Source organism: Qipengyuania thermophila (genome assembly GCF_004153605.1).
Lineage (GTDB): Bacteria > Pseudomonadota > Alphaproteobacteria > Sphingomonadales > Sphingomonadaceae > Qipengyuania_B > Qipengyuania_B thermophila.
This window is the reverse complement of sequence record NZ_SDSI01000005.1, coordinates 73,004-97,109: the sequence shown is the minus strand read 5'-3', so window position 1 is coordinate 97,109 and position 24,106 is coordinate 73,004. Positions and strand designations below refer to the sequence as shown.

Here is a 24,106-nt window from a genome sequence, read left to right as displayed (position 1 = left end):
GGAGACCGCCATGAAGCCGCGCGTGCTGATTTCCGACGCCATGGACCCCAACGCCGCGCGCATCCTTGCCGAGCAGGGGTGCGACGTCGACGTGATCACCGGCGAAACGCCCGACCAGCTCAAGGCGCGCATCGGGGAGTATGACGGCCTCGCCATCCGCTCCTCGACGAAGGTGACGGCCGAGCTGCTCGAAGCCGCCACGCGGCTCAAGGTCGTGGGGCGCGCCGGCATCGGCGTGGACAATGTCGACATCCCCGCCGCCTCCGCGCGCGGCGTGGTGGTGATGAACACGCCGTTCGGCAACTCCATCACCACCGCCGAACACGCCATCGCCCTGATGCTGGCGCTGGCGCGGCAGATCCCCGAGGCGAACGCGCGCACCCAGGCGGGCCAGTGGCCCAAGAACGCCTTCATGGGGGTGGAGGTCACGAGCAAGGTGCTGGGCCTGATCGGGGCCGGCAACATCGGCTCGATCGTCGCCGCCCGCGCCCAGGGGCTGAAGATGCGGGTTATCGCCTACGATCCGTTCCTGACCGAGGAGCGCGCGGTGGAGATCGGGGTGGAGAAGGTCGAACTCGACGACCTGCTGTCCCGCGCCGACTTCATCTCGCTGCACACGCCGCTCACGGACGAGACGCGCAACATCCTCTCGGCCGAACGGCTCGGGCAGACGAAGGCGGGCGTGCGGATCATCAACTGCGCCCGGGGCGGGCTCATCGACGAAGGCGCGCTCAAAGCCGGGCTGGAAAGCGGCCACATCGCCGGCGCGGCGCTGGACGTGTTCGCGACGGAACCGCCTCCGGCGGACCATCCGCTGTTCGGCGCGCCGAACTTCATCTGCACTCCGCATCTGGGCGCCTCCACCACCGAGGCGCAGGTCAACGTCGCCCTGCAGGTGGCCGAGCAGATGGCCGACTACCTCATTCACGGCGGCGTGGCCAACGCGCTCAACATGCCGTCCCTGTCGGCGGAAGAGGCACCACGGGTGCGGCCGTACATGGCCCTGGCCCAAACGCTGGGAAGCCTGGTGGGGCAGCTTGCCCATGGCGATCTGCCGCGCATCAGCATCGAGCTGGAAGGCGCGGCGGCCGACCTCAATCCCAAGCCGGTCACCGCCGCCGTGCTGGCCGGGCTGATGCGCCAGTTCAGGCAGTCGGTGAACATGGTCAACGCCCCGTTCCTCGCCCGCGAACGGGGCATGGAGGTGCGCGAGATCCGCAACAGCCGCGAAGGCGCATACAGCACGCTCGTCCGGGTGACCGTCAGCACCAGCCAGGGCGAGCGTTCGGTGGCCGGAACCCTGTTCGGAAGCGACGCGCCGCGGCTCGTCGAGATCTTTGGCGTGCGGATCGAGGCGGCGCTGGCGGGCGACATGCTCTACATCGTCAACCAGGATGCACCCGGCTTCATCGGCCGGATCGGCACCCTGCTCGGGGAGGCGGGCATCAACATCGGCAACTTCAACCTCGGCCGACGGGAGGCGGGCGGCGAGGCGGTGCTGCTGCTCAGCGTCGACCAGCCGATCACCCCCGCCCTTGTCGAGCGCGCCTGCGCGCTGGAAGGAGTGCGGGTGGTCAAGGCGCTGTCGTTCTGATCCCCGTGGACGCGCCGCGCCTCCGCCAGCCCGCCCCGCGTAGGGCGCACCGCCGATGAGCGCCGCCACGGACTCCCTGCTCCCCGAAGGGCTGCGCGACAGCCTGCCGGAGCAGGCTGCGGCCGAAATGCGGACCATGCGGGCCGTTACCGACGTCCTGCACGCGCACGGCTATGACCGCATCCGGCCGCCGCTGATCGAGTTCGAGCGATCGCTGGCGACGCGCGCCGAGGGGCTGAGCACGCGGCGCATGTTCCGCTTCGTCGATCCGGCCAGCCTGCGCACGCTCGCCCTGCGCGCCGACATCACGCCGCAGGTCGGCCGGATCGCGGCGACCTCGCTGGCAGGGGCGCCGCGGCCGCTGCGGCTGTGCTATGCCGGCGACGTGGCGCTGATCACCGCCGACCAGCTCGATCCGCTGCGCCAGCGTCTGCAGATGGGCGGCGAGCTGATTGGCTCCGACAGCGTTCCGGCGGCGGCTGAAATCGTCCGGCTCGCTGTGTCGGCGTGCCGTGCCGCGGGGGTCGGGTCGGTGGCGCTCGACTTCACCCTGCCCGATCTCGTGGACACGCTGGCCGGCGGAGCCTTGCCGCTCGGTGCCGGGCAGGTGGACGCCGTGCGCGACGCGCTCGACATGAAGGACGCCGGCGCCCTGTGCGCCGCCGGGGGTGACGCCTATCTCCCGCTCCTCTACGCGGCCGGTCCGTTCGACACGGCGATCGCGCAGCTGACGGCCTTCGACCGCGACGGGCTGCTCGCCTCGCGGCTCGAAGGGCTGAGGGCGATCCAGGCCCGGCTGGCGGACGAGCAGGACGTGCGCGTCACGCTCGACCCGACCGAGCGTCACGGCTTCGAGTACCAGAGCTGGCTCGGGTTCACCCTCTACGCCGACGGCGCGCGCGGGGCGCTGGGGCGGGGCGGAACCTACCGCATCGGCGGCACGGACGAGGTGGCGACCGGGTTCTCCTTGTACATGGAGCCGCTGCTGGAGGCGGCCGATCCGGCATCGACGCCGGCCGCGCTGCGGCTGTTCCTCCCGATGCACCACGACCCCCGCGCCGCGCAGCGCCTGCGCGCACAGGGGTGGCGGACCGTCGCGGCGCTGTCCGAGCACGATGACGCGGCGCAGCTCGGCTGCACGCACCGGCTCGACGGGGACGAACCCGTTCCGCTCTCCTGAAGCCCGGCCGCGCCTAGCAGAACGCCGCCGGGTCCGGTCCGATGCGACCGGCGGGATCGTCCAGCGCGTCGATGCGCTCCATCTGGTCGTCGGTCAGCGTAAAGGACAGGGCGCGGAAATTGGCTTTCATGTGCTCGCGCCGCGACGCTTTCGGGATTGTGGAAAAGCCTTTCTGAAGGTGCCAGCGGATGATGACCGCACCGGCGGGCTGGCCGGTCTCCTCGGCAATCGCGCGGATCGTGTCGTGGCCGATCGTGCGCCCTTGGCCAAGCGGCGACCAGCTCTGGGTGACGATCCCCAGCTCGCGATGCACCTGCTGAAGCTCGCGCTGCTGAAAACCGGGGTGCAGCTCGATCTGATTGACCGCGGGGATGACGCCGGTCTCCTTCACCAGCCGGTCCAGATCCTGCGGCCGGAAGTTCGACACGCCGATCGAGTGGGCAAGCTTCTCCTCGCGCAGTTCGATCATCGCCCGCCAGGTGTCGACGAACAGACCCTTGTCCGGACAGGGCCAGTGGATGAGCAGCATGTCGACAAAGGTCACGCCGAGCCGTTCCAGCGACTTGGCCACGGCCTTCTTCGTCCGCTCATAACCCTGGCTCTCGTTCCAGACCTTTGTCTGGAGGAAGATGTCGCTCCACCGGCCGATGCCGCGGCCCACGCCGCCTTCGTTGCGGTAGATGGCGGCGGTGTCGATCAGCCAGTAGCCGGTCTCGATCGCCTGATGGACGATTCCTTCCGCGTCCTCGTCCGGGATCTGCCAGGTGCCGAAACCGAGCTGCGGGATCTGGCGGCCGTCGTTGAGGGGGAGAACGGGCTGGTCGGACATGGGCGCTCCTCTGGCTGTGCCTGCCCAACCCGCGAGGGGCGTGATTGTGTCCGGCTGCGCGGAGGAGATTTGCACCGTTCCCTACGCGGCGGCGCCGTGCCATAGGCTCCGGCCGCGACGGGGGAGCGGAAGCGGGGCGCTGGAACCTTCCTGGACCGTGTCACATGCGGTCCATGTCTGCCCCGGGGCGGCGTCGACGCGAACAGATGGGAGAACACGACCGTGGCCAATGTGACGGTGATCGGCGCCCAGTGGGGCGACGAGGGCAAGGGCAAGATCGTCGACTGGCTGGCCGCCCGCGCGGATGCGGTGGTGCGCTTCCAAGGCGGCCACAATGCCGGCCATACGCTGGTGATCGACGGCACGACCTACAAGCTGTCGCTGCTGCCCTCGGGCGTGGTGTCCGGCACGCTGTCGATCATCGGCAACGGGGTCGTTCTCGACCCCTGGGCGCTGCGCGACGAGGTCGCCCGGCTCGAGGCGCAAGGCGTGTCGGTGACACCGGACAGCTTCGCCGTGGCCGATACCTGCGCGCTCATCCTGCCGCCGCACCGCGAGCTGGACGGGCTGCGCGAAAGCGCGGCGGGCAAAGGCCGCATCGGCACCACCGGCCGCGGCATTGGCCCCGCCTACGAGGACAAGGTGGGCCGGCGCGCGATCCGGGTCTGCGATCTGGAGCACCTCGACTCGCTCGACCCTCAGCTTGACCGCCTGTGCGTTCACCACGACGCGCTGCGCGCCGCATTCGGCCGCGAGCCGGTCGACCGCGAGGCGCTCAGGAGCGCGCTGGCGGAGGTTGCGCCCTTCGTGCTTCGGTTCGCCCAGCCGGTGTGGAAGCGGCTGAAGACCGTGCGGCGGGCCGGCGCGCGCATCCTCTTCGAGGGGGCGCAGGGCGTGCTGCTCGACGTCGATCACGGCACCTATCCCTTCGTCACCTCCTCCAACACGGTGAGCGGCGCCGCGGCGGGCGGGTCGGGGCTTGGCCCGGCGGCGACGGGCTTCGTGCTCGGGATCGTCAAGGCCTACACCACGCGGGTCGGCTCGGGCCCCTTTCCCACCGAGCTTGACGACGCGGTCGGGCAGCGTCTGGGCGAGCGGGGGCACGAGTTCGGCACCGTCACCGGCCGCAAGCGCCGGTGCGGGTGGTTCGACGCGGTGCTGGTGCGCCAGTCCTGCGCCATCAGCGGCGTCACCGGCATCGCGCTGACGAAGCTCGACGTCCTCGACGGGTTCGACCGGGTGCGGATCTGCACCGGCTACCGCCTGCGCGGCAAGGTGCTCGACTATCTGCCGGCCCATGCCGCGGACCAGGCGGCGGTGGAGCCGATTTACGAGGAGCTGGACGGCTGGGCGCAGACCACCGCAGGCGCCCGCTCCTGGGCCGATCTGCCGGCCAACGCCATCAAGTACATCACCCGCGTGCAGGAATTGATCGAAACTCCGGTTGCGCTCGTGTCCACGAGTCCCGAACGCGACGACACGATTCTCGTCCGGGATCCGTTCGAGGACTGACGCCTCGCGCAAAAAAGTTCGCTTTGCGGCAATCCGGCGTTCACCATCGTCATGCCGGGCTGGCGCGCCTTTCGTCAGAAGCGGGGGTGGCAGGCCGGGATTTCATCCGCGCAAGGTCTTGACGCACCATGATGTTCTGACAACGTTCCGCCGGCCGCGACGCAGCAGGGGATGGCAGGTCATGGTGGATTTCGACTACGGGGCGCCCGGCGACGGGCCGGGAGAGGCTCGGGCGCTGGTCTCGATCTATGCCGACCCCGAACCGATGCGGCTGGAGCTTGCCGAGGATTGCATCGCCGCCGGTCTCGCGGTGCGGCGGCACGGCTCGCTGCACGAGCTGGTGGAGATCTGCCACGCCGGCGCGTTCGCGCTGCTCGGCGATGTCGTGCTGGTGGCGTGCACCGAAGCGTCGGCGGCGATGCTCGCCTCGCTCGCGCGCCTCGACCTGACGGCGGCGCGCACCGGGCGCAGCGTGGTGGTGGTCACCGCGCTGGACAGCCTCGACGCGGTGTTCGGCTGCCTCGACCAGAGCGCGGCGCAGATCCTCGTCCAGCCCGCCCGGCCCGACCGCATCATCGCCCTGGCGCGGGTGCGCGCCGGCCGGGCGCGGGCGGTGGTCAACGAGATGTCGGCCGAGGACCGGGCGACGCTGCTCCGGCTGACCGAGCAGATCGAGGCCATCTCGCGCCATCTGGGCGCGGGGCCGCAGGCGGGCTGGGACGCTGCGGACGGACGCGGCGTGGTGGCCATCGCCGGCGCCAGCGCCGCGCCTCGCGCCGGGACGAAGGCAGACCCGCGTGGAGCCATGCCGAGGCTGCGCCAGACGCGGCTTCCGCTTCCCGATCCGCGGCTCGTGCGCGCTGTGCTCAAGCACCGGCAGCAGCGCGCCGCCCTGTTCGGCGCCGATCTGTTCGCCGATCCGGTCTGGGACATGCTGCTCGACCTCGCCGCCGCCCGGGCCGAACACCGCCGCGTGTCGGTCACCTCGCTCTGTCTGGCGTCGGGCGTTCCGCCGACCACGGCGCTGCGCTGGCTGGGGCAGATGGTCGAAGCCGGTCTGGTCGAGCGGGTGCGCGACCCGGACGATGCGCGGCGTGCCTTCGTCGCTTTTACTGACCGCACCGCCGAGGCCATGGCCCGCTACTTCGGCCAGGTGCAGCAAGCGGGAATCCTCGCGGCCTGAGCCACACGGCCGCCAGGCAGCCGCTGCGCGGGCTCGTCTCGCTCAGTCCCTCGCCGGCCAGTCCTTTGCCGCCAGTCCCTCGCCGCCTAGCCCCTCGCGGCCTCGGGCAGCCAGTCGGGGACGCATTCGGCGTTCATGATCGTGTCGGGAGCGATCCGCTGCGCCACCACGGCATAGCGGTCCCCGTCGACCAGCACTTCGGGAACGAAGCCGCGCGAGTTGTAGCTCGACGCCATGGTGGCCCCGTACGCCCCGGCCGTGCGGAAGACGGCAAGGTCGCCGCTGCGCAGCGCATCGGTGTCACGCTCCGTGGCGAAGGTGTCGCCGCTCTCGCAGATCGGCCCGACGATGTTGGCCCGCATCCGCCCGCCTGTCGGCTGCACGGCTTCGAAGGCGTGCCAGGCGCCGTAGAGCGCCGGCCTGGCCAGATCGTTCATGCCGGCGTCGACGACGAGGAACGGATGGGCGAGGCCGCGCTTCACTCGGATGACCCGGGTCAGCAGAACCCCGGCCTCGGCGGCGATGATCCGGCCCGGCTCGAACAGCAGCTGCACGTTCCAGCCCTGCGTCACCCGCGCGACCATCGCCGCATACGCCGCGAGCGACGGCACGGTGTCTCCCGGACGGTATGGCACGCCGAGCCCGCCACCCAGATCGACATGCGTGATCGTGTGGCCGGCGTCGCGCAGCGCGGCGAGCAGCGTGCCGACACGCGCAAAGGCATGTTCAAGCGGCTCCAGCCCGGTCAGCTGGCTGCCGATGTGCACGGCCAGACCACGCACGTGCAGACCGGGGAGGGCGGCCAATTGTGCATAGGCCTGAGGAGCGTGACGCAGCAGCACGCCGAACTTGCTGTCCGCCCGGCCGGTCGTGATCTTGTCATGCGTGCCCGCATCGACATCCGGGTTGACCCGCAGAGCGCAGGGCACCCGCGTGCCCGCCACCTGTGCGAGCGCGGACACTTCCTCCGCCTCCTCCACCGACTCGATGTTGAGCTGGCCGATGCCGGCCGCCATCGCTTCGCCCAGTTCGGCGGAGGTCTTTCCGACACCGGAAAAGATGATGCTTGCCGGCGGAACTCCCGCGGCAAGGGCCCGGCGAAGCTCGCCGCCGCTCACCACATCGGCGCCGAGCCCCTGCGCCGCCAGCACCCGGAGCACGGCAAGGTTCGGGTTGGCCTTAACCGCGAAGGCGACCAGCGGAGCGCCCAGGCCCGCCACCGCGGTGCGAAATGCAGTGGCCCGTTCCTCCAGCATGCGCCGCGAGTACACGTAGACCGGCGTTCCCACCTCCTGCGCGATGGTGGCGAGCGGCACGTCCTCGGCATGCATGGCCCCGTCGCGCAGGGTGAAGGCAGTCATCACAATCTCCGGCAAGCTCGGCCTCGTCGGTGCGCCCGGACGGGCGGGCGCGGCTCTTCAGGGTGGCGGCAGGTCGAACGGATCGTCGTCGCGCCGTTCCGAACGGGTGCGCAGTTCCTGGCTGCGGGTCGGCACCGCCTGCACCGGCACCTGCAGGAGCCGGTCCGCATCCGACACGCTGTCGGCGCCGTATGCCGTCGCGGGCAGGGAGGCACCCGGCGCCGGTTCGAGCATGGTGCGGTTGGCGCAGCCACCCGCCAGCGCGGCGGCCAGCAAGGTGCAGCAGAAAACGATCGTGCGCATCGTCATCCGGTCTCGTCCAGGCGCGCGCGGGCGGCCGCCAGCTGCCGGCGCACTTCTTCGGGGGCCGTGCCACCATAGCTTGTGCGCCGGGCAACGGAAGCCTCGACCGACAGAACCGCATAGACGCCGGCGTGGATGCGCGGATCGCACGCCTGCATCCGCTCGAGCGGCAGATCGGCCAATGCGATGCCGGCGTCCTCCGCCATGCGCACCAGCGCGCCGGTGACGTGGTGCGCCTCGCGGAACGGCAACCCGGCCTCGCGCACCAGCCAGTCGGCAAGATCGGTGGCCGTCGCGAACCCCTGTTCGGCGGCCGCCCGCATCCGGTCCGCGCGGAAGGAGCTGCCGGCCACCATCCCCGCCATGGCCGCCAGCGACAGGTCGAGCAGCCCCGCCGCCTCGAACACCGGCGGCTTGTCGTCCTGCATGTCCTTGGAATAGGCGAGGGGCAGGCCCTTCATTGTCACCATGAGGCTGGTCAGGCATCCCACGATCCGGCCGCAATGGCCGCGCACCAGCTCTGCCGCGTCCGGATTGCGCTTCTGCGGCATGATGGAGCTGCCGGTGGACAGCGCATCGGGAAGGGTGACGAAGCCGAACGGCTGGCTGGCCCACAGGACGAACTCCTCGGCCAGCCGGGACAGGTGCAGCGCGCATTGCGCGGCCGCCTGAAGATAGTCGAGCACGAAATCCCGGTCGGACACGGCATCCATGCTGTTGCGCATCGGCCGCGAAAAGCCCAGCGCCTGCGCGGTGGCGTGGCGGTCGATGGGGAAGCCCGTGCCGGCCAGCGCCGCCGCCCCGAGCGGGCATTCGTCGGCGCGGGTCCGGGCATCGGCAAACCGGCTCCGGTCCCTCTCGAGCATTTCGACATACGCAAGGAGATGATGGCCGAGCGTGAGCGGCTGGGCGATCTGGAGGTGAGTGAAGCCGGGCATGATCGTGTCGGCATGCCGCTCTGTCTGGTCCAGCAGAGCGTCCTGCAGCGCGCGCACACCGGCGAGCGCGCGGTCCGTCGCGTCGCGCACCCACAGCCGCAGGTCGGTCGCCACCTGGTCGTTCCGGCTGCGCGCCGTGTGGAGCCGGCCGGCGGCGAGACCGATGAGCTCGGCCAGACGGTGTTCCACGGTCATGTGGATGTCTTCAAGCGACCAATCTTCGGGAACGCCGTTCGCCTCGTACTCGTCCGCGATGCGGCGCAGGCCGTCCCGGATCGCTGCGGCGTCATCGGCGGACACGATGCCCTGCGCCTCCAGCATGGCGACATGCGCCTGGCTGGCCGTGATGTCGTGGCGCCAGAGAGCCTTGTCGAACGGAATGGAAGCGTTGATTTCGCGCATCACCGCGCTAGGTCCGCCCGCGAACCTGCCGCCCCACATCGTGTTGGAAGCCGCCATGTCCCGTTTCTCGTTCATGCTGCTGTGCGCCCTTGGTCTCGGTGTCGCGGGGTGCGATACGGGCGCGGCGCCCCCGGCGCAAGGAACGGGCGCTGCGCAGCCGGCAGCGGGCCTTGTGCGAACGCATGCCGGCGACCCGCTGCCCGGCGTCGTCCTCACCGACCCGGCCGGCCGGCAGCTTGACCTCTCGCATCTCGAGGGGCGGCCGGTGCTGGTCAACCTGTGGGCGACCTGGTGCGCTCCCTGCGTCGAGGAAATGCCGCAGCTCGATCGTCTCGCCGCCCATTTCGCCGACCGGCTCGCCGTGGTCGCCGCGAGCCAGGACGTGCGCGGAGCGGACGTGGTCGGCCCGTTCTTCGCGCGCACGGGCTTGCGCCACCTCGACCCCTGGCTCGATCCGTCCAACCGGCTGACCGAGAGCCTTGGCGCCGAGGCGCTGCCGCTGACGGTGCTCTACGATGCCGAGGGGCGCGAGGTGTGGCGCCTCACCGGCCCGTTCGACTGGTCGAGCGCCGACGCCTTCGCGATGGTGGAAGAGGGGCTGGACACCGCGCCGCCCGGTCGCTGACCGCCGCGCGCGGCCGGCCGGGGGGCGGACCGGCTGGTGGGTGATGACAGGCTCGAACTGCCGACCCTCTCGGTGTAAACGAGATGCTCTACCAACTGAGCTAATCACCCGCGGCCGTGCCGGGGTCATAGCGCTCCCGGCATCATGATCAAGCCGCTATGCGCCGGCGCGGCGATGCCCTAGCGGCTGGCGCATGACCGCCTCTCATCTTCTCGTGCTCGCGACCGGCGGGACCATCGCCGGCCGGGCGGGGTCCGCGACCGCCCGCAGCTACCTTCCGGGCCAGATCGACATTGCGGAACTGCTTGCGCGCGTTGCCCCGTTGGTGCCCGGCTGCACCCTGCGCGGACGGCAGCTTGCCGCCATCGGCTCGGAGGACATCACCACCGCGCTGTGGCGCCTGCTGTGGGAGGGATGCACGGCCGCCATGGACGATCCGCTCGTGGACGGCGTGATCATCACGCACGGGACCGACACCGCCGAGGAGACGGCGATGCTGCTCGACCTGACCCTGCCCACCACCAAGCCGGTGGTTCTGGTCGGGGCGATGCGGCCGAGCGATGCGGTGGGCAGCGACGGACTGCGCAATTTCGTGAACGCGGTGCAGGTGGCCGGCGACGCGGCCGCGGCGGGGCGCGGCGTGCTGCTGGTCATGGGCGACAAGGTTCTCGCCGCCCGCGATGCGCGCAAGGCCCGGACGAGCAGCCTCGACGCCTTCCGGGGCTATCCCCGCGATGGCGTCGCGCTTGTGACGCCGCATTCGCTGGACTGGTTCGGGGCGCCATGGGCGGTGGACCGTCCCGCCCGCTACGGCTTTCCCGAACGCTTTCCGCGGGTTCCCGTCCTGTATGCCCACGCGCAGATGGATGCCGCCGCCGTGACCGCCCTGGCGCGCGACGCCGCGGGCGTCGTGCTCGCCGGAGTGGGGGAGGGCAACGCGCCGCAGGACGTGCGCCGCTGTCTCGCAGGCCTCGCCCGCGCCGGCGTCGTCGTCGTGCGGTCGAGCCGGGTGGACGAAGGCGCGGTGGAGCGGGACGAGCGCGACGAGGCGGACGGCTTCGTCGCCGCCCGCACCCTCGGCCCGGCCAAGGCGCGCATCGTCCTCCAGGTCCTGCTCGCCAGCGGCGTGCGCGATCCCGCCGGGGTCCAGCGGGCCTTCGACGCCTGCTGAGCCGGATCAGCCGTTCGGCAGGACCAGATACTTCTCGCCCGTGCGCATCCGGCTGTACCGCATCGCCGCGTCGCGGGTGAGCATGTCGTCAAGCGTCACCTGCGCCGAATAGTGGCTGGCAAAGGTGGTCGTCAGCCCGGCCCGGACCCGCTCGCGCATCCGCATCACCGTCTCGAGGCCGGCCTGTTGCAGGAAGGGCGTCAGCAGCCAGCCGGACAGGGTCCAGCCGAAGCCGTAGGACGGGGTGAGGATCGTCGGCGACAGGTCGAGCCGGCCGTAGATGTACATGGTCTTCTGCTGGTTGGAGCCATAGCGGCTGTATTCGCCCATCCGCGCCACGGCGACCTGTTCCATCGCCTTGAAGCAGGTGTCGACGAGCCGGCCGCCGCCGATCGGGTCGAAGCCGAGAAAGGCTCCGGTCGCGTCGATGGCGTCGCGCAGCCGGGCGGGGAAATCCTCGTCCGAGGAGTTGACCACATGCTCGGCGCCCGCCTCACGCAGCAGTTCGACCTGGGAGTCGCTGCGCACGATGTTGACGAGCGCCAGCCCGTCCTCCTGGCAGATCCGGTTGAGCATCCGGCCCAGGTTCGAGGCGGCCGCCGCGTGGATGAGCGCCTGGTGACCACCGGCACGCGCGGTTTCCGCAAAGCCGAGGGCGGTCATCGGATTGACGAAGGCCGAGGCGCCCTGCTGCGCGCTGAGATCGCCAAGCGGCAGACACATGGCGGCGTCGGCGACGACGTATTCGGCATAGGCGTTCCCGGGGACGCAGGCGACCCGCTGCCCGACCAGTGCCGCTGCGTTCGCGCCCGCGGCCATGACGGTGCCGGCCCCCTCGTTGCCGACCGGCAGCCGTTGACCCTGCCGACCCTTCATGGCGCTGGCAAAGGGTTCCGGAACCTGCGCGACGATCCTGCCGGGCGTGTACTGCGCGTTTTCGAGGTCGGCGGGCCCGAACAGCAGGGCAAGGTCGGACGGGTTGATGGGCGCGGCCTCCATGCGCACGAGCACCTGGTTCGGCCCGGGTTCCGGCACGGTGACCTCGCCAAGCTCCACGGTGAGCGTCCCGTCGGAGGCAAGGGTCGTGAACAGCTGGCGGCCGGTGGTCATGATGCATTCTCCTCAAAGGGTTCGTAATCGGCGGCCACGAAGTAGAGGCCGTGCGGCGGGGCGTTGAGACCGAGCTGGCGGCGGTCCCTCGCGGCCAGCGCCTCGCCCACGCGCTGCGCGCTCCAGCGGCCCTGCCCCGCGAGCACGAGGCAGCCGGTCATGGACCGCACCTGGTGATGCAGGAAGCTGCGCGCGGCTGCGTGGATGTGCACCTCCTCCCCCACCTGCTCGACCTCCAGCCGGTCCAGCGTCTTGACCGCGCTCGCCGCCTGGCAGTGCACGGAGCGGAAGGTGGTGAAGTCGTGACGGCCCACCAGCAGCCGTGCCGCCCGGTTCATCTCGTCGACGTCCAGAGGGCGCGCGACATGCCACACCCGGCCGCGCAGCAGCGCGGGCGGGGCACGCCGGTTGAGGATGCGGTAAAGATAACGGCGTCCGGTGCAGGAAAACCGGGCGTGCCAGCTTTCCGGGGCAAGGACGCAGGCGGTGACGGCAACGGGAGCCGGACGCATGCGGGCGTTCAGCGCCTCCTGCATGCGGAACGCGCTCATGGCGCGTGCGGCATCGAAATGGCACCGCATGGCAAGCGCGTGGACGCCGCTGTCGGTGCGGCCTGCGCTGTGCAGCGTGACCCTTTCGCCGAGAACGGCGAATGCAGCGTCCTCCACCACCTGCTGCACGCTTGGCCCGTGCGCCTGGCGCTGCAGGCCGAAGAAGGGCGCGCCGTCGAATTCGAGCGTGAGGGCATAGCGCGGCACCGGCGTCAGCGCAGCCGCGTGCCCGGTGGGATCGCCCGTCCGCGCAACAGGGCCGCCGGCTCCATGGCAGGACGTCCGGCGCGCTGCACCAGCAGGGGGCGGATGGCGCCTTCTCCGCAGGCAATCGTGAGCGCCTCGTCCATCACCGTGCCCGCCTCTCCCGCCGCCTCCAGCGTCTCGGCGCGCAGGATGCGGAAGCGTTCGCCCTCGTGCTCGAACCATGCACCCGGCGCCGGGGCGAAGGCGCGGACCTGCCGTTCGATCTGGCAAGCGGTGGCGGTCCAGTCGATCCGTGCCTCGCTCTTGATAACCTTGGGCGCGAGGGTCGCCTCCGCATCGTTCTGCATGACGGGCGCAAAGCCGCGCGGATCGGCCAGCACCTGCGCCATCAGCCCGGCGCCGAGCGTTGCCAGCTCCTCCGTCAGCGCGCCCGTGGTCTTGTCGGCGATCGGCGTCGCCGCCCGGGCGAGCATCGGTCCGGTGTCGAGGCCCTGCTCCATCTGCATGATCGTCACCCCGGTGACGGTGTCGCCGGCGAGAATGGCCCGCTGGATCGGCGCCGCTCCGCGCCAGCGCGGCAGCAGCGAGGCATGCACGTTGAGGCAGCCGAGCCGCGGCGCCTCGAGCACCGCGCGCGGCAGGATCAGCCCGTAGGCCGCCACGACGGCCACATCGGCATCGAGAGCGGCGAAGCGGGCCTGCTCGTCCGCCTCGCGCAGGCGGGCGGGGCAGCGCACCTCCAGCCCGGCGGCTTCGGCCGCGCGCTGGACCGGCGAGGGCTGAAGCTGCTTGCCGCGGCCGGCCGGACGGGGCGGCTGCGTGTAGACGGCGACGACCTCGTGCCCCTCGGTGCGCAGCCGTTCCAGCGTCGGCACCGCGAAGGCGGGCGTTCCCATGAAGACGATGCGCATGGCGGACGCCGGACCTTTCCTCAAGCCTGCCCGGTCCCTATCTGCAAACGCCATGGCATCGCAAGAGATCGAGGATCTGGCCGGCGCGCTGGCCCGGCTGCCGGGGCTGGGGCCGCGTTCGGCGCGGCGGGCGGTGCTGTGGCTGGTCAAGCGCCGCGCCACCGCCCTTCCGGCGCTTCGCGACGCGCTGACGCGGATGGCCGACACCCTCGTCGAATGTGCGCAATGCGGCAATGTCGACACCCGCGACCCGTGCGCGATCTGCGCCGATCCCCGCCGGGACGAACGGTCGCTGTGCGTGGTCGAGGAGGTGGCCGATCTCTGGGCGCTCGACCGGGCGCGGCTGTTCGCCGGGCGCTTTCACGTGCTGGGCGGGCGGCTTTCCGCGCTGGACGGCGTGCGGCCGGAGGATCTGGCGATCGACCGGCTGATGGCCCGGATCGAGAGCGGCGGCATCGACGAGGTGGTGCTGGCGATGAACGCCACCCTCGAGGGGCAGACCACGGCGCACTATCTTGCCGACCGGCTGGAGGCGTTCCCGGTGAAGGTGACGCAGCTTGCGCACGGTCTGCCGGTCGGCGGCGAGCTCGACTATCTCGACGAAGGCACGCTGGCCCAGGCGCTGCGCGCCCGTCGGCCGGTGGCCTGATCGGCGGGCTGCCGCCAGCGCGGCCTCTTGTTGGCGGCGGGTCGGAGCACTATCGTGACGCCATGGCCATTCACCCGATCCTGTGCGTGCCCGACGCACGCCTCAAGCTCGTGTCGCGACCGGTGGACACGTTCGACGACGTCTTGCGCACCCTCGTCGCGGACATGTTCGAGACGATGTACGATGCACACGGCATCGGGCTTGCCGCGATCCAGATCGGCGTCGACCGGCGCGTGCTGGTCATCGACCTCCAGCCCGAGGATCCGGACGCCGCCCCGGTCGCCTGCGACCATGACGGGCACGCCCACACCCATCAGCCCACGCGCCGCGAACCGCGCGTGTTCGTGAACCCCGAGATCCTCGAAACGTCCAGCGAGCTGGCGACCTACAACGAAGGGTGCCTGTCGATCCCCGACATCTACGCCGAGGTCGAGCGGCCCGCCCGCTGCCGCGTCCGCTGGCAGGATCTCGACGGCGCCTCGCACGAGGAAGAGATGGACGGGCTTCTCGCCACCTGTCTCCAGCACGAGATGGATCATCTCAACGGTGTGCTGTTCATCGACCACCTGTCGCGGCTCAAGCGGAACATGGCGCTGAAGAAGCTGGAGAAGCTGCGCAAGGCGGCGTGAGGATCGGCGGCCTGCGTCCCGCCACGGGGCAGGCTGTGCAAAGCTGAGCGTCCCGGCTTGCGCGCCGCCGCGTTCCGGCTACGTTCCGTCCCATGGAATCCTACGCCTTGCTTGTCGTGGCCGGTTTCGCGGCCGGGGTCGTTCTTGGCTGGCTGCTTGGAACCCGGCCGCTCGCGGACTGGAAGGCGCGTCATGCGGCGCGCGACGCCGAAGCAAAGGAGCTTGAGGCCAAGTATCTGCGCGCCTTTGCCGATGCCGACACGGCGCGGGTGCAGGCCGCCCGGGTGGAGCCGCTCGAGCGGCAGCTGGACGAAATGCGCGCGGCTCATGCGGACGCGCTGGACCGCGAACGCACCGCTCACGCCGCCGCGCTCGAACCGCTGCAGGAAAAGGTTCGCGTGCTGTCGGCGGAAGTGGCGACGCTGAAGGCGAACGCGGCGAACTTCGAGGAGCAGAAGCGCCTGCTGGTCGAAGCGCGCGAGGCGCTGCTCAAGGAGTTCCAGCTGACCGGCAGCAAGGTGCTGGGACACGCGCAGGAGGAGTTCCTGAAAAGCGCGACGGAACGGCTGGGCAGCGCCGAGAAGGCGAACAAGGAAGCCGTCGCGAACCTTCTGAAGCCGGTCAGCGAGCGCTTGCAACGCTACGAGGAACAGGTCGCCGCGCTGGAAGAGAAGCGCGCCGACGCCTTCAGCCACCTCCACGGCCAGATCGAGGGGCTGCGCGCCGGGCAGGAAGCGGTGCGCCGCGAGGCGCAGCGGCTCGGCAATTCGCTCACCAACGCGCCAAAGGCACGCGGGCGCTGGGGCGAGCGGGCGCTGCAGAACCTGCTGGAGCAGTGCGGGCTGGCGCAGCACACCGACTTCATCCTCGAACATTCGGTGGATGGCGGCGAGGGCCGGCTGCGCCCGGACGCCATCGTCCGCATTCCCGGCGGCAAGGTGCTGGTGATCGACTCCAAGGTCTCGCTCAACGCCTATCAGGAAGCGTTCGAGGCCGACAGCGAGGAGGCCAAGGCGGCGGCGCTCAAGCGGCATGTCGCCTCGATGCGCAGCCATGTGCAGGCGCTTGCCGACAAGTCCTACCAGAGCCAGTTCGAGGATGCGCCCGATTACGTCATCATGTTCGTTCCGGGGGAGCACTTCGTCACCGCGGCGCTCGACCACGAGCCGGGGCTGTGGGATTTCGCCTTCGAGCGGCGCGTGCTGCTCGCGACGCCGACCAATCTCGTGGCGCTTGCGCGCACAGTCGCGCAGGTCTGGCGGCAGGACGCGCTCGCCCGCGAGGCGCGCGAGATCGGCCGCTACGGGGCGGAGCTTTACGACCGGCTGCGCGTGGCGTCCGAGCATCTGAAGCGGGTCGGCTCCGGCCTGGACACGGCGGTCAACAACTACAACCGCTTTGTCGGCTCCTTCGACCGCAATGTCCTGTCCGCCGGACGGCGGCTGGCGGAGAAGGGCGTCGAGATCGGCCGGACGGAGATCCCGGATGTGCCGCTCGTGGAGGCTGCGCCGCGCCACAACGCCGCCAACACGCCGGAACAGTTGCCCGAATGGCCCGACGCGGCGGAGTAGAGCGCGTTGAGGACGCGGTTGGCGGGAACGTGCGCGGCTAGCTGGCCGTCATCCGATCCGCGCCCGCACCTCGTAGGCGAGCACCGCGGCGGCGATGGCCGCGTTCAGGCTGTCCGCCCGGCCGCGCATCGGCATGGTGACGCGCAGGTCGCAGGCTGCCTCGACCTCCTGCGGAAGGCCGCGGGATTCATTCCCGATCAGGAGGAAGCAGGGCGCGGCGTAGGGCGCCTCGCGATAATGCACCGCCTCGCGCAGGGACGCGGCGACGAGCTGGCCGTGGCCGTGACGCAGCCAGTCGTGGAATTCGGTCCAGCCTGCGAGAGCGACCGCCTGGGTGAAGATCGCCCCCATGCTGGCGCGGACCGCCTCGACCGAGAACGGATCGACGCAGTCGCCGATCAGGATCAGCCCGCCGGCGCCGGTTGCATCGCCGGTGCGCAGCATCGTCCCCAGATTGCCGGGATCGCGCAGTTCGTGAGCCACCAGCCACAACGGCGCCGCGTCCCGGTCGAGCGCCGCGAGCGGGCGGGGAAATTCCCGATAGGCACCGGCAACGGCCTGCGGATTGTCCTTCCCCGTGATCCGCGCAAGAATGTCGGGGCTGGTCTCGACAACCCTGCCCCCCGCCCGCACCACGGCATCCTCAAGCTCGGCCATGCGCGGGTGGTGATCCCGGCCGGAGGCCAGCACCAGCGTGTCGGGAACATGCCCGCAATCCAGCCCTTCGAGCAGCAGTCGCAATCCCTCGGCCAGGAAGCGGCCCTGACGGCGGCGGTGCTTCTTGTCGCGCAGCGCCCGCAGCTCCTTGACCAAGGGATTGGAGAAGCCGGTGACCTGATGCCGCATCGGCGCGGATCACTCCTCGCCGAAGCCGCTCGACACCAGCTGCGCGAGCTGGTCGGCCACCGCGTCGGCATCGGCACCGGACACCCGCAGCTCGATCGTGTCTCCGCGCGCGGCGCCCAGCATCATCAGGCCGAGGATCGATCCGCCGGCGGCGCAGTGTGGCCCCTTGGCGACCTCCACCCGTGTGTCGGGAGAAAGGTTCGCGACGGCGGTGACGAACCGGGCGCTCGCCCGCGCGTGCAGTCCGCGCTGGTTGACGATCACCAGCGTGCGCGACACCGTCACTGCGCCTGCCGCCCGGATGCGGCGTCGCTGCAACCTCCGAGGAACTCGGACGCGATGGTGATGTAGTTGCGCCCCGCCTGCTGCGCCGCGCTGACGGCGGCGCCGATGTCCATGGTGCGCCGCACGCTCGCCAGCCGGATCAGCATCGGCAGGTTGAGGCCCGCCAGCACCTCGACCCGGCCGGCCTCCAGAAGGCTGATCGCGAGGTTCGACGGCGTGCCGCCGAACAGATCGGTCAGGAGGATCGCGCCGCTGCCCTGATCCACGTCGGCGATGGACCGGGCGATCTGCGCCCGCCGCTCCTCCATGTTGTCGTTGGGTCCGATGCAGATGGTGGCGACATGCGTCTGCGGACCGACGACATGCTCCCACGCTTCCACGAAGGAGTCCGCGAGGCGCCCGTGTGTGACAAGAACTAGACCGATCATTTCGTGAGTGCCGTTTCGCAAAGGTGACTGCTGCCCGCGACGGGTTCCGTTCATTGCTGCCCGAAACCTGCGGTCCGGTTCGACGCTCGGGACGCGTCGGCAGGCAGGTTGCTGTGCCTGACCGTGGTCGAAAAGCCCTGACGGCGCAAGTGCTCAGCCAGCACGTGTGCCACATGCACCGAGCGGTGCCGCCCGCCGGTGCAGCCGATCGCCACCGTCAGATAGCTGCGCCCCTGCCGCGCGTAGTGGGGCAGCAGCGTGTCGACGAGCGCGACGATGCGCGGGACAGTCTCGGCATAGGCCGGGTCGGCGGCGATGTGGCGGGCGACCGGCGCGTCGAGGCCGGTGAGTTCGCGCAGCTGCGGCACCCAGTGCGGATTGCTCAGGAACCGGACGTCGAACACGAGATCGGCGAGCGGCGGCATCCCGCGGGCAAAGCCGAAGCTGGTGATGGTCACCACCAGCGGAGCGCCTTCGGCAAGGATGAAGCGGTTGCGCACCGCCTCGCGCAGGTCCTGCTGGCTCATGCGGCTGGTGTCGATGACGACCTGCGCACTGTCGCAAAAGGGCGCCAGCAGCGCTCTCTCGGCGGCAATCCCGTCGACGAGCGAGCGGTCGTGGGCGAAGGGATGGCGGCGGCGCGTCTCGTTGTAGCGGCGCACCAGCTCGTCGTCGCCGCAGGCCAGGAACAGCGTGGCAAGCCCGTCCTCCTGTCCGGAAACGGCCCCGCTCCAGAGCGCCTGGGCCGTGGCCGCGTCACGATCCGCTCCGCGCAGGTCGACGCCGATGGCAAGGTGGGCCGAGGAGCCGTTTTCCTCGGCGATGAGCTTCTCGACGAAGCGGATGGGGATGTTGTCCATCGTGTCCCACCCGGCATCCTCGAGCGCGTGCAGCACCGTCGTCTTGCCGGCTCCCGACTGCCCGGCGATCAGCAGCACCCGTCTGCCTGCGGCGCGCGGCAGTGTGGCGGCGCCCGTCTCCTGTTCGCGCGGTCCCGGCGTCACGGGCGCCCGCTCCGTTCTGCCGCCGCGCCGCGCGTCGGCGGGTCGGCACCCTCGTCCTCCACGGGCAGACCGAACTGTCGCAGCGCGAACTCCGCGCGGATCGCCTGCACGGCGTCGCCGGCCGCGAAGGCAAGCATCGGGACGCTCAGGTCCAGCAGGGTGCAGCGCGCGGGTTCTTCCGGCAGGCGCAACGCCTCGCCGTCGAGATCGAGCACGAGGCACAGCGGACCTGCGGCCACCGGCAACGGAACCAGCCCGACGCCGCGCACCTCCAGCAGCCCCGCGGCGCGCGGCGGCGGCTCGAGGCGAAGGACCGCCCCTTCGCGGACCAGCACCACGCCGTCATCGCCGACCAGCGTGGCGCCGCGGTCAACAAGCGCCAGCACCAGCGATGTCTTGCCCCGGCCGGGCGCGCCGCGCACGAGAATGCCGCGCCCCCCGACGAGCGCCGCCGAGGCGTTGATGAGGAGCCGGCGTTCCGTCATTCGCGCATCTTGCGCATCGCCGACGGAAGTTCCAGCCGCAGACTGGCGCCGGGTTCGCCATCCGCCCGCTCGTGCGCGGTCAGGGTGCCGTCATGGGCTTCGGCGATGGTCCGGCCGATGGCGAGGCCGAGACCGGAATGGTTTCCGAACGCCTCCCCCTCAGGCCGCAGCGAGTGGAAGCGCTTGAACACCTTGTCGCGCGCCTGCGGCGGAATGCCGGGGCCGTGGTCCGAGACGGTGAGGCTCGTCCGCCCGCCCTCGCTCGCGATCGTCACCTCGACGGTGCCGTGCGGCGGCGAGAAGGACACGGCGTTGTCGAGCAGATTGTTGATCACCCGCTCCAGCCGGGCGGGCACTCCCTGGACGATGTGCTCACCCGGCGCGGCCTCCAGGACGATGGTGACGGTGCCGTTCTCGTGGCGGTCCTCGCGGGAGGCGAGCACGGCGGCCGCGAGCCGGGTGAGCGACACCGGCTCGAACGTCGCCCGCGACAGTTCCGCGTCCACGCGGCTCGCCTCGGAGATGTCCGTCACCAGCCGGTCGATGCGGCGCACGTCGTGGTGGGCAATCTCCAGCAGTTGCCGGGCAAGGTCCGGATCCTTGACCCGCTCGAGCGACTCCACGGCGCTGCGGAGCGAGGCGAGCGGGTTCTTGATCTCGTGCGCGACGTCGGCGGCGAAGCTTTCCACCGCGTCGATCCTCTGGCGCAGGGCGCTGCTCATGTCGGACACGGCGCGGGCAAGCAGCCCGATCTCGTCGCCGCGATGGACGAAGCGCGGCACCTCCACCAGCCGCTCGCGTCCCTGGCGCACCCGGATCGCCGCCTGCACCAGTTCGCGCAGCGGCAGCACGATGGTGCGGGCCAGAAACCATGCCAGAAGCGTGGAAAGCACCACCGCGCCCAGAACCACCAGCAGCACGCGCTGGCGGGCGAGCCGCACCGACCGGGTGATGTCGACCGGGTTGCGCGTCGTCAGCAGCGTTTCGCCGTCGAGACCGACGGGGGTTGCCGCCGTGATGATGTGCGTGCCGTCCGGCGCGTCGCGAAGAACGATCTGCGTCAGGCTGTCCGAGCGCGCCCGGCGCAGTTCCGGCCACGCCCGGGCGTGCGGGTCGGCGGGTTCGCGGTAGTCCGGAAGCGGCGGCGCACCCACCAGCGTGTCGAACGCCTTGTCCAGCGCCCTGGAGAACGCCTCCGCGCTTCCCGGCTGGGCGCGCGGCGCAAGCCGGAACGACGGCGGGGCGAGGGCGAAACTGTCGTATTTCAGGCTTCCGTCGCGCGCGAACAGCCGCAGCCGCAGCCGCTGTTCCTTGCCGATCTGGATCAGCAGCGCCTGCTGGCGTTCGGGTGAGGCCCCGGCCAGCGCCTCGGCGGTGATCTGCGCCTCGATGAGCGCCAGCTTGAACCGTTCGGTCAGCAACTGCTTGCGGTAAATGTCGACGAAGATCAGTCCGCCGCCCAGCAGGGCGAGCGGGAGCACGTTGACGATCAGGATCCGGCCGGTCAGCGACAGCCGCGGCGACCAGCGGATCCGGTCGCGCAAGGGGTCGCGGCGCATGGCCGCCCGGGGAGCCGCCGGCGCCGCGTCAGTCATCAATGAAGCTGTAGCCAGCTCCGTAGAGCGTCTCGATCCCGGCAAAGTCGGGGTCGACCTCGCGGAACTTGCGCCGCATCCGCTTGATGTGGCTGTCCACCGTCCGGTCGTCCACCGTGGCGTCGTCCGGATAAGCCGCCTGCATCAGCTGGTTGCGCGTGCGGATCACGCCTGGCCGCTCGGCCAGCGCCTCCAGCACGAGGAACTCGGTCACGGTAAGGGCGATGGGCTTGTCGTCCCATGTCACGTGGTGCCGTTCCGGGTCGATGGTCAGCCGTCCCCGCCGGATGACCTCGCCCGCGGAGGGAGTGTCGTGGGCCTGTTCGTCGACGGCCGCAGGGCGCCGCGCCTCCGTCCGCCGCAGAACTGCGCGGATCCGCGCCAGCAGCAGGCGCAGGCTGAACGGCTTGGCGAGGTAGTCGTCCGCGCCCATCTCGAAACCGGCTTCCTCGTCCTCCTCCGCATCCTTGCTGGTCAGGAAGATGACCGGCAGATCGGATCTCTCCCGCAGGCGCGCCAGCAGCTCCATGCCGTCCATGCGCGGCATCTTGATGTCGAACACGGCGAGGTCCGGCGGATCGGCGAGCAGCGCGTCCAGCGCCGCTTCCGCATCGGCATAGGTGCGAGTCGCGAATCCTTCTGCCTGCAGCGCGATGGACACGGTGGCGAGGATGTTGCGGTCGTCATCGACGAGCGCGATGGTCTGTTGCGCCAGTTGCGGCGCCACGGGGTGTTCGCGGTGCGTCACGGGGGGCAAACTACGCCGCAGGTCCGAACGGCGCAACGGGCAGGGCGTGCCGCAGCCGCCCCGTGCCGGTCCCGGACGCCGTGCGCATGCGGTTTGACCTGTCCATCCGGCCGCGTTACGGGCACAGCCAAACAGGTGCCGCATTCGTATGCTGCGGATGCGCGGGCGACGTGGCGGGAGTGGCCGCGTGGCCGCAAGGAGATCGACGATGACGCTGGCGAAGTCTTTGGCGGATCAGGGGTTTTCGACCCGGGCGAAGGTGGAGGCGAACCTGGGAACGCCGCAGCTGGTGGAGCATGCCCTGCGCAACGGCGAAGGCATTCTCGCGAAGGGCGGCCCGCTGGTCGTCGACACCGGCAAGCACACCGGGCGCAGCGCCAAGGACAAGTACATCGTCCGCGATGCGCAGACCGCGGACAGCGTGGCCTGGGGCAAGGTCAACCTTCCCATGGGTCCCGAGCACTTCGCGGCGCTGAAGGAAGATTTCCTTGCTGCGCTTGCCGACAAGGAGACGCTGTATGTGGCCGACCTGTTCGGCGGGTCGCAGCCCGAGCACCGCGTCAATGTCCGCGTCATCAACGAGCTGGCCTGGCACAACCTGTTCATCCGCACCCTGCTCGTGCGTCCCACGCGGGCCGAACTCGAGGACTTCACGCCCGAATACACGATCATCGACCTGCCGAGCTTCCGGGCCGATCCTGCCCGCCACGGCTGCCGCAGCGAAACGGTGATCGCGGTCAACTTCACCGAGAAGCTGATCCTGATCGGCGGCACGCAGTATGCCGGCGAGATGAAGAAGAGCGTGTTCGGCGTGCTCAACTACCTGCTGCCGGCGAAGGGCGTGATGCCCATGCACTGCTCCGCCAATGTGGGGCCGGACGGCCGCACCGCGGTCTTTTTCGGGCTGTCGGGCACGGGCAAGACGACGCTCTCGGCGGACGCGAGCCGCACCCTCATCGGCGATGACGAACACGGCTGGTCGGACACCGCCGTGTTCAACTTCGAGGGTGGCTGCTATGCCAAGATGATCCGCCTGTCCGCGGAAGCCGAACCCGAGATCTACGCCACCACGCAGCGGTTCGGCACGGTGCTGGAGAACGTGGTCGTCGACCCCGAGACGCGCGAGATCGATTTCGACGACAACAGCAAGACCGAGAACACCCGCGGGGCCTATCCGCTGGAGTTCATCCCCAACACTTCGGCGGAAAACCTCGGACCGGTGCCGTCCAACGTCGTCATGCTGACCGCTGATGCCTTCGGCGTGCTCCCGCCGATCGCCCGGCTCACGCCTGATCAGGCGATGTACCACTTCCTGTCGGGCTACACCGCCAAGGTGGCGGGAACCGAAATGGGCGTGACCGAGCCGGAGGCGACGTTCTCCACCTGCTTCGGCGCGCCCTTCATGCCGCGCCATCCTTCGGTCTACGGCAACCTCCTTAAGGAGCGGATAGCGGCTGGCGGGGTGTCGTGCTGGCTGGTGAACACCGGCTGGACCGGAGGCATGTACGGCACCGGCACCCGCATGCCGATCAAGGCCACCCGCGCGCTGTTGAACGCGGCGCTGGACGGGTCGCTCAACGACGCGGAGTTCCGCCGCGACCGCCACTTCGGCTTCGAGGTTCCGGTGTCCGTTCCGCAGCTCGAGGCGCTGGGGATCGACCAGTCCATCCTCGATCCGCGCACGACCTGGGCGGATGGCGAGGCGTATGACGAAGCGGCCCGCAAGCTGGTGCAGCTGTTCGTCGACAATTTTGCGCAGTTCGCCGACCATGTCGACGAAGGTGTCCGCAAGGCGGCGCCGCAGGCGGCCTGACGGCAACGGTTTGGAGAGGAGATCCCCGCCCGGCGTGACGCCGGAGCGGGGGCGCTCCACCAGGCCTGCAAGTCGCATATCGGTGCGTCAATGGCGGCGCGACGTGCTCTGACGCCGCGCGGAGCGGCGCGCCTCTTGGCCGGGAAAGGGATCGGGCGCTGCGCGTTGGAAAGGAC

General features: G+C 70.5%; 24 protein-coding genes and 1 tRNA gene. 10 read left to right on the top strand and 15 right to left on the bottom strand.

Features of this window, described 5'->3' with window-relative positions; translation table 11 throughout:
* Positions 1–10 precede the first annotated feature (10 nt).
* Entirely contained in the window at positions 11–1,594 is a 1,584-nt protein-coding gene (gene serA / locus ETO60_RS09980; RefSeq protein WP_234026437.1) for a phosphoglycerate dehydrogenase, read from the top strand.
* A gap of 55 nt (positions 1,595–1,649) precedes the next feature.
* Positions 1,650–2,774, top strand: coding sequence for an ATP phosphoribosyltransferase regulatory subunit (locus ETO60_RS09975; RefSeq protein WP_130005260.1), 1,125 nt, complete (start codon positions 1,650–1,652; stop codon positions 2,772–2,774).
* A gap of 13 nt (positions 2,775–2,787) precedes the next feature.
* On the opposite strand, the gene ETO60_RS09970 is transcribed toward ETO60_RS09975, so the two are convergent.
* Entirely contained in the window at positions 2,788–3,603 is an 816-nt protein-coding gene (locus ETO60_RS09970; RefSeq protein ID WP_130005258.1) for an aldo/keto reductase, read from the bottom strand.
* A 222-nt stretch (positions 3,604–3,825) separates the two neighbouring features.
* Between ETO60_RS09970 and ETO60_RS09965 the strand changes: the two genes are divergently transcribed.
* A complete protein-coding gene (locus ETO60_RS09965; RefSeq protein WP_130005256.1) occupies positions 3,826–5,115 on the top strand; it encodes an adenylosuccinate synthase in 1,290 nt (429 codons plus the stop codon).
* A 181-nt stretch (positions 5,116–5,296) separates the two neighbouring features.
* Entirely contained in the window at positions 5,297–6,298 is a 1,002-nt protein-coding gene (locus ETO60_RS09960) for a MarR family winged helix-turn-helix transcriptional regulator (RefSeq protein WP_130005254.1), read from the top strand.
* An 86-nt stretch (positions 6,299–6,384) separates the two neighbouring features.
* Here the strand turns inward: ETO60_RS09960 and lysA are convergent, their stop codons facing one another.
* The 3 genes from lysA to argH are packed head-to-tail and all read right to left on the bottom strand — an operon-like array spanning position 6,385 to position 9,341.
* Complete coding sequence (gene lysA / locus ETO60_RS09955) at positions 6,385–7,659, bottom strand: diaminopimelate decarboxylase (RefSeq protein WP_130005252.1); 1,275 nt, start codon at positions 7,657–7,659, stop codon at positions 6,385–6,387.
* A gap of 57 nt (positions 7,660–7,716) precedes the next feature.
* Positions 7,717–7,968, bottom strand: a complete 252-nt coding sequence (locus ETO60_RS09950; RefSeq protein ID WP_130005250.1) for a hypothetical protein — start codon at positions 7,966–7,968, stop codon at positions 7,717–7,719.
* Complete coding sequence (gene argH / locus ETO60_RS09945; protein ID WP_130005302.1) at positions 7,965–9,341, bottom strand: argininosuccinate lyase; 1,377 nt, start codon at positions 9,339–9,341, stop codon at positions 7,965–7,967. The genes ETO60_RS09950 and argH overlap by 4 nt, the downstream gene beginning before the upstream one ends.
* A gap of 16 nt (positions 9,342–9,357) precedes the next feature.
* Here argH and ETO60_RS09940 point away from each other — a divergent pair, with 16 nt between their 5' ends.
* Positions 9,358–9,927, top strand: a complete 570-nt coding sequence (locus ETO60_RS09940) for a TlpA family protein disulfide reductase (protein WP_234026436.1) — start codon at positions 9,358–9,360, stop codon at positions 9,925–9,927.
* Between the two features lie 34 nt (positions 9,928–9,961).
* Here the strand turns inward: ETO60_RS09940 and ETO60_RS09935 are convergent.
* Positions 9,962–10,037 (bottom strand) — tRNA-Val (locus ETO60_RS09935).
* An 83-nt stretch (positions 10,038–10,120) separates the two neighbouring features.
* Between ETO60_RS09935 and ETO60_RS09930 the strand changes: the two genes are divergently transcribed.
* On the top strand, positions 10,121–11,098 hold the full coding sequence (locus ETO60_RS09930) for an asparaginase (RefSeq protein ID WP_130005249.1): 978 nt from the start codon (positions 10,121–10,123) through the stop codon (positions 11,096–11,098).
* A 6-nt stretch (positions 11,099–11,104) separates the two neighbouring features.
* Here the strand turns inward: ETO60_RS09930 and ETO60_RS09925 are convergent, their stop codons facing one another.
* Genes ETO60_RS09925 through fmt form a run of 3 tightly spaced genes read right to left on the bottom strand, consistent with a single transcriptional unit; the run spans position 11,105 to position 13,877 of the window.
* Complete coding sequence (locus ETO60_RS09925; RefSeq protein WP_130005247.1) at positions 11,105–12,208, bottom strand: zinc-binding dehydrogenase; 1,104 nt, start codon at positions 12,206–12,208, stop codon at positions 11,105–11,107.
* Positions 12,205–12,966, bottom strand: a complete 762-nt coding sequence (gene truA, locus ETO60_RS09920) for a tRNA pseudouridine(38-40) synthase TruA (protein ID WP_130005246.1) — start codon at positions 12,964–12,966, stop codon at positions 12,205–12,207. Before truA ends, ETO60_RS09925 begins: the two co-directional genes overlap by 4 nt.
* Positions 12,967–12,971: 5 nt before the next feature.
* Positions 12,972–13,877 carry a methionyl-tRNA formyltransferase gene (fmt, locus tag ETO60_RS09915; protein WP_130005243.1) on the bottom strand — a complete coding sequence of 302 codons (906 nt, stop codon included), beginning with the start codon at positions 13,875–13,877 and terminating at the stop codon, positions 12,972–12,974.
* A 52-nt stretch (positions 13,878–13,929) separates the two neighbouring features.
* Here fmt and recR point away from each other — a divergent pair, with 52 nt between their 5' ends.
* The 3 genes from recR to rmuC all read left to right on the top strand — a co-directional run bounded on the left by recR (position 13,930) and on the right by rmuC (position 16,726).
* Entirely contained in the window at positions 13,930–14,526 is a 597-nt protein-coding gene (gene recR / locus ETO60_RS09910) for a recombination mediator RecR (RefSeq protein WP_130005241.1), read from the top strand.
* 62 nt (positions 14,527–14,588) lie between these two features.
* Positions 14,589–15,155 (top strand): peptide deformylase, encoded by a 567-nt coding sequence (def, locus tag ETO60_RS09905; protein ID WP_130005239.1) that lies wholly within the window; start codon positions 14,589–14,591, stop codon positions 15,153–15,155.
* Positions 15,156–15,247: 92 nt separating this feature from the next.
* Positions 15,248–16,726: a DNA recombination protein RmuC gene (rmuC, locus tag ETO60_RS09900; RefSeq protein ID WP_130005237.1), complete on the top strand. Its 1,479-nt coding sequence runs from the start codon at positions 15,248–15,250 to the stop codon at positions 16,724–16,726.
* 48 nt (positions 16,727–16,774) lie between these two features.
* On the opposite strand, the gene ETO60_RS09895 is transcribed toward rmuC, so the two are convergent.
* Genes ETO60_RS09895 through ETO60_RS09865 form a run of 7 tightly spaced genes read right to left on the bottom strand, consistent with a single transcriptional unit; the run spans position 16,775 to position 22,126 of the window.
* Positions 16,775–17,572, bottom strand: a complete 798-nt coding sequence (locus ETO60_RS09895; protein ID WP_130005235.1) for a TrmH family RNA methyltransferase — start codon at positions 17,570–17,572, stop codon at positions 16,775–16,777.
* Between the two features lie 9 nt (positions 17,573–17,581).
* The gene (locus tag ETO60_RS09890; RefSeq protein WP_130005233.1) at positions 17,582–17,857 is read right to left on the bottom strand and encodes an HPr family phosphocarrier protein; all 276 of its coding nucleotides are present in this window, start codon (positions 17,855–17,857) and stop codon (positions 17,582–17,584) included.
* Positions 17,854–18,285 carry a PTS sugar transporter subunit IIA gene (locus tag ETO60_RS09885; protein WP_130005231.1) on the bottom strand — a complete coding sequence of 144 codons (432 nt, stop codon included), beginning with the start codon at positions 18,283–18,285 and terminating at the stop codon, positions 17,854–17,856. The genes ETO60_RS09890 and ETO60_RS09885 overlap by 4 nt, the downstream gene beginning before the upstream one ends.
* A 50-nt stretch (positions 18,286–18,335) precedes the next feature.
* On the bottom strand, positions 18,336–19,289 hold the full coding sequence (gene rapZ / locus ETO60_RS09880) for an RNase adapter RapZ (RefSeq protein WP_234026435.1): 954 nt from the start codon (positions 19,287–19,289) through the stop codon (positions 18,336–18,338).
* On the bottom strand, positions 19,286–19,774 hold the full coding sequence (locus ETO60_RS09875) for an HPr kinase/phosphorylase (protein ID WP_130005229.1): 489 nt from the start codon (positions 19,772–19,774) through the stop codon (positions 19,286–19,288). Before ETO60_RS09875 ends, rapZ begins: the two co-directional genes overlap by 4 nt.
* Positions 19,771–21,369, bottom strand: a complete 1,599-nt coding sequence (locus ETO60_RS09870; protein WP_130005227.1) for a sensor histidine kinase — start codon at positions 21,367–21,369, stop codon at positions 19,771–19,773. Before ETO60_RS09870 ends, ETO60_RS09875 begins: the two co-directional genes overlap by 4 nt.
* Positions 21,362–22,126 carry a response regulator transcription factor gene (locus ETO60_RS09865; RefSeq protein WP_390612780.1) on the bottom strand — a complete coding sequence of 255 codons (765 nt, stop codon included), beginning with the start codon at positions 22,124–22,126 and terminating at the stop codon, positions 21,362–21,364. The genes ETO60_RS09870 and ETO60_RS09865 overlap by 8 nt, the downstream gene beginning before the upstream one ends.
* A 199-nt stretch (positions 22,127–22,325) precedes the next feature.
* Between ETO60_RS09865 and ETO60_RS09860 the strand changes: the two genes are divergently transcribed.
* Positions 22,326–23,930, top strand: a complete 1,605-nt coding sequence (locus ETO60_RS09860) for a phosphoenolpyruvate carboxykinase (protein WP_130005223.1) — start codon at positions 22,326–22,328, stop codon at positions 23,928–23,930.
* Positions 23,931–24,106: the final 176 nt, after the last annotated feature.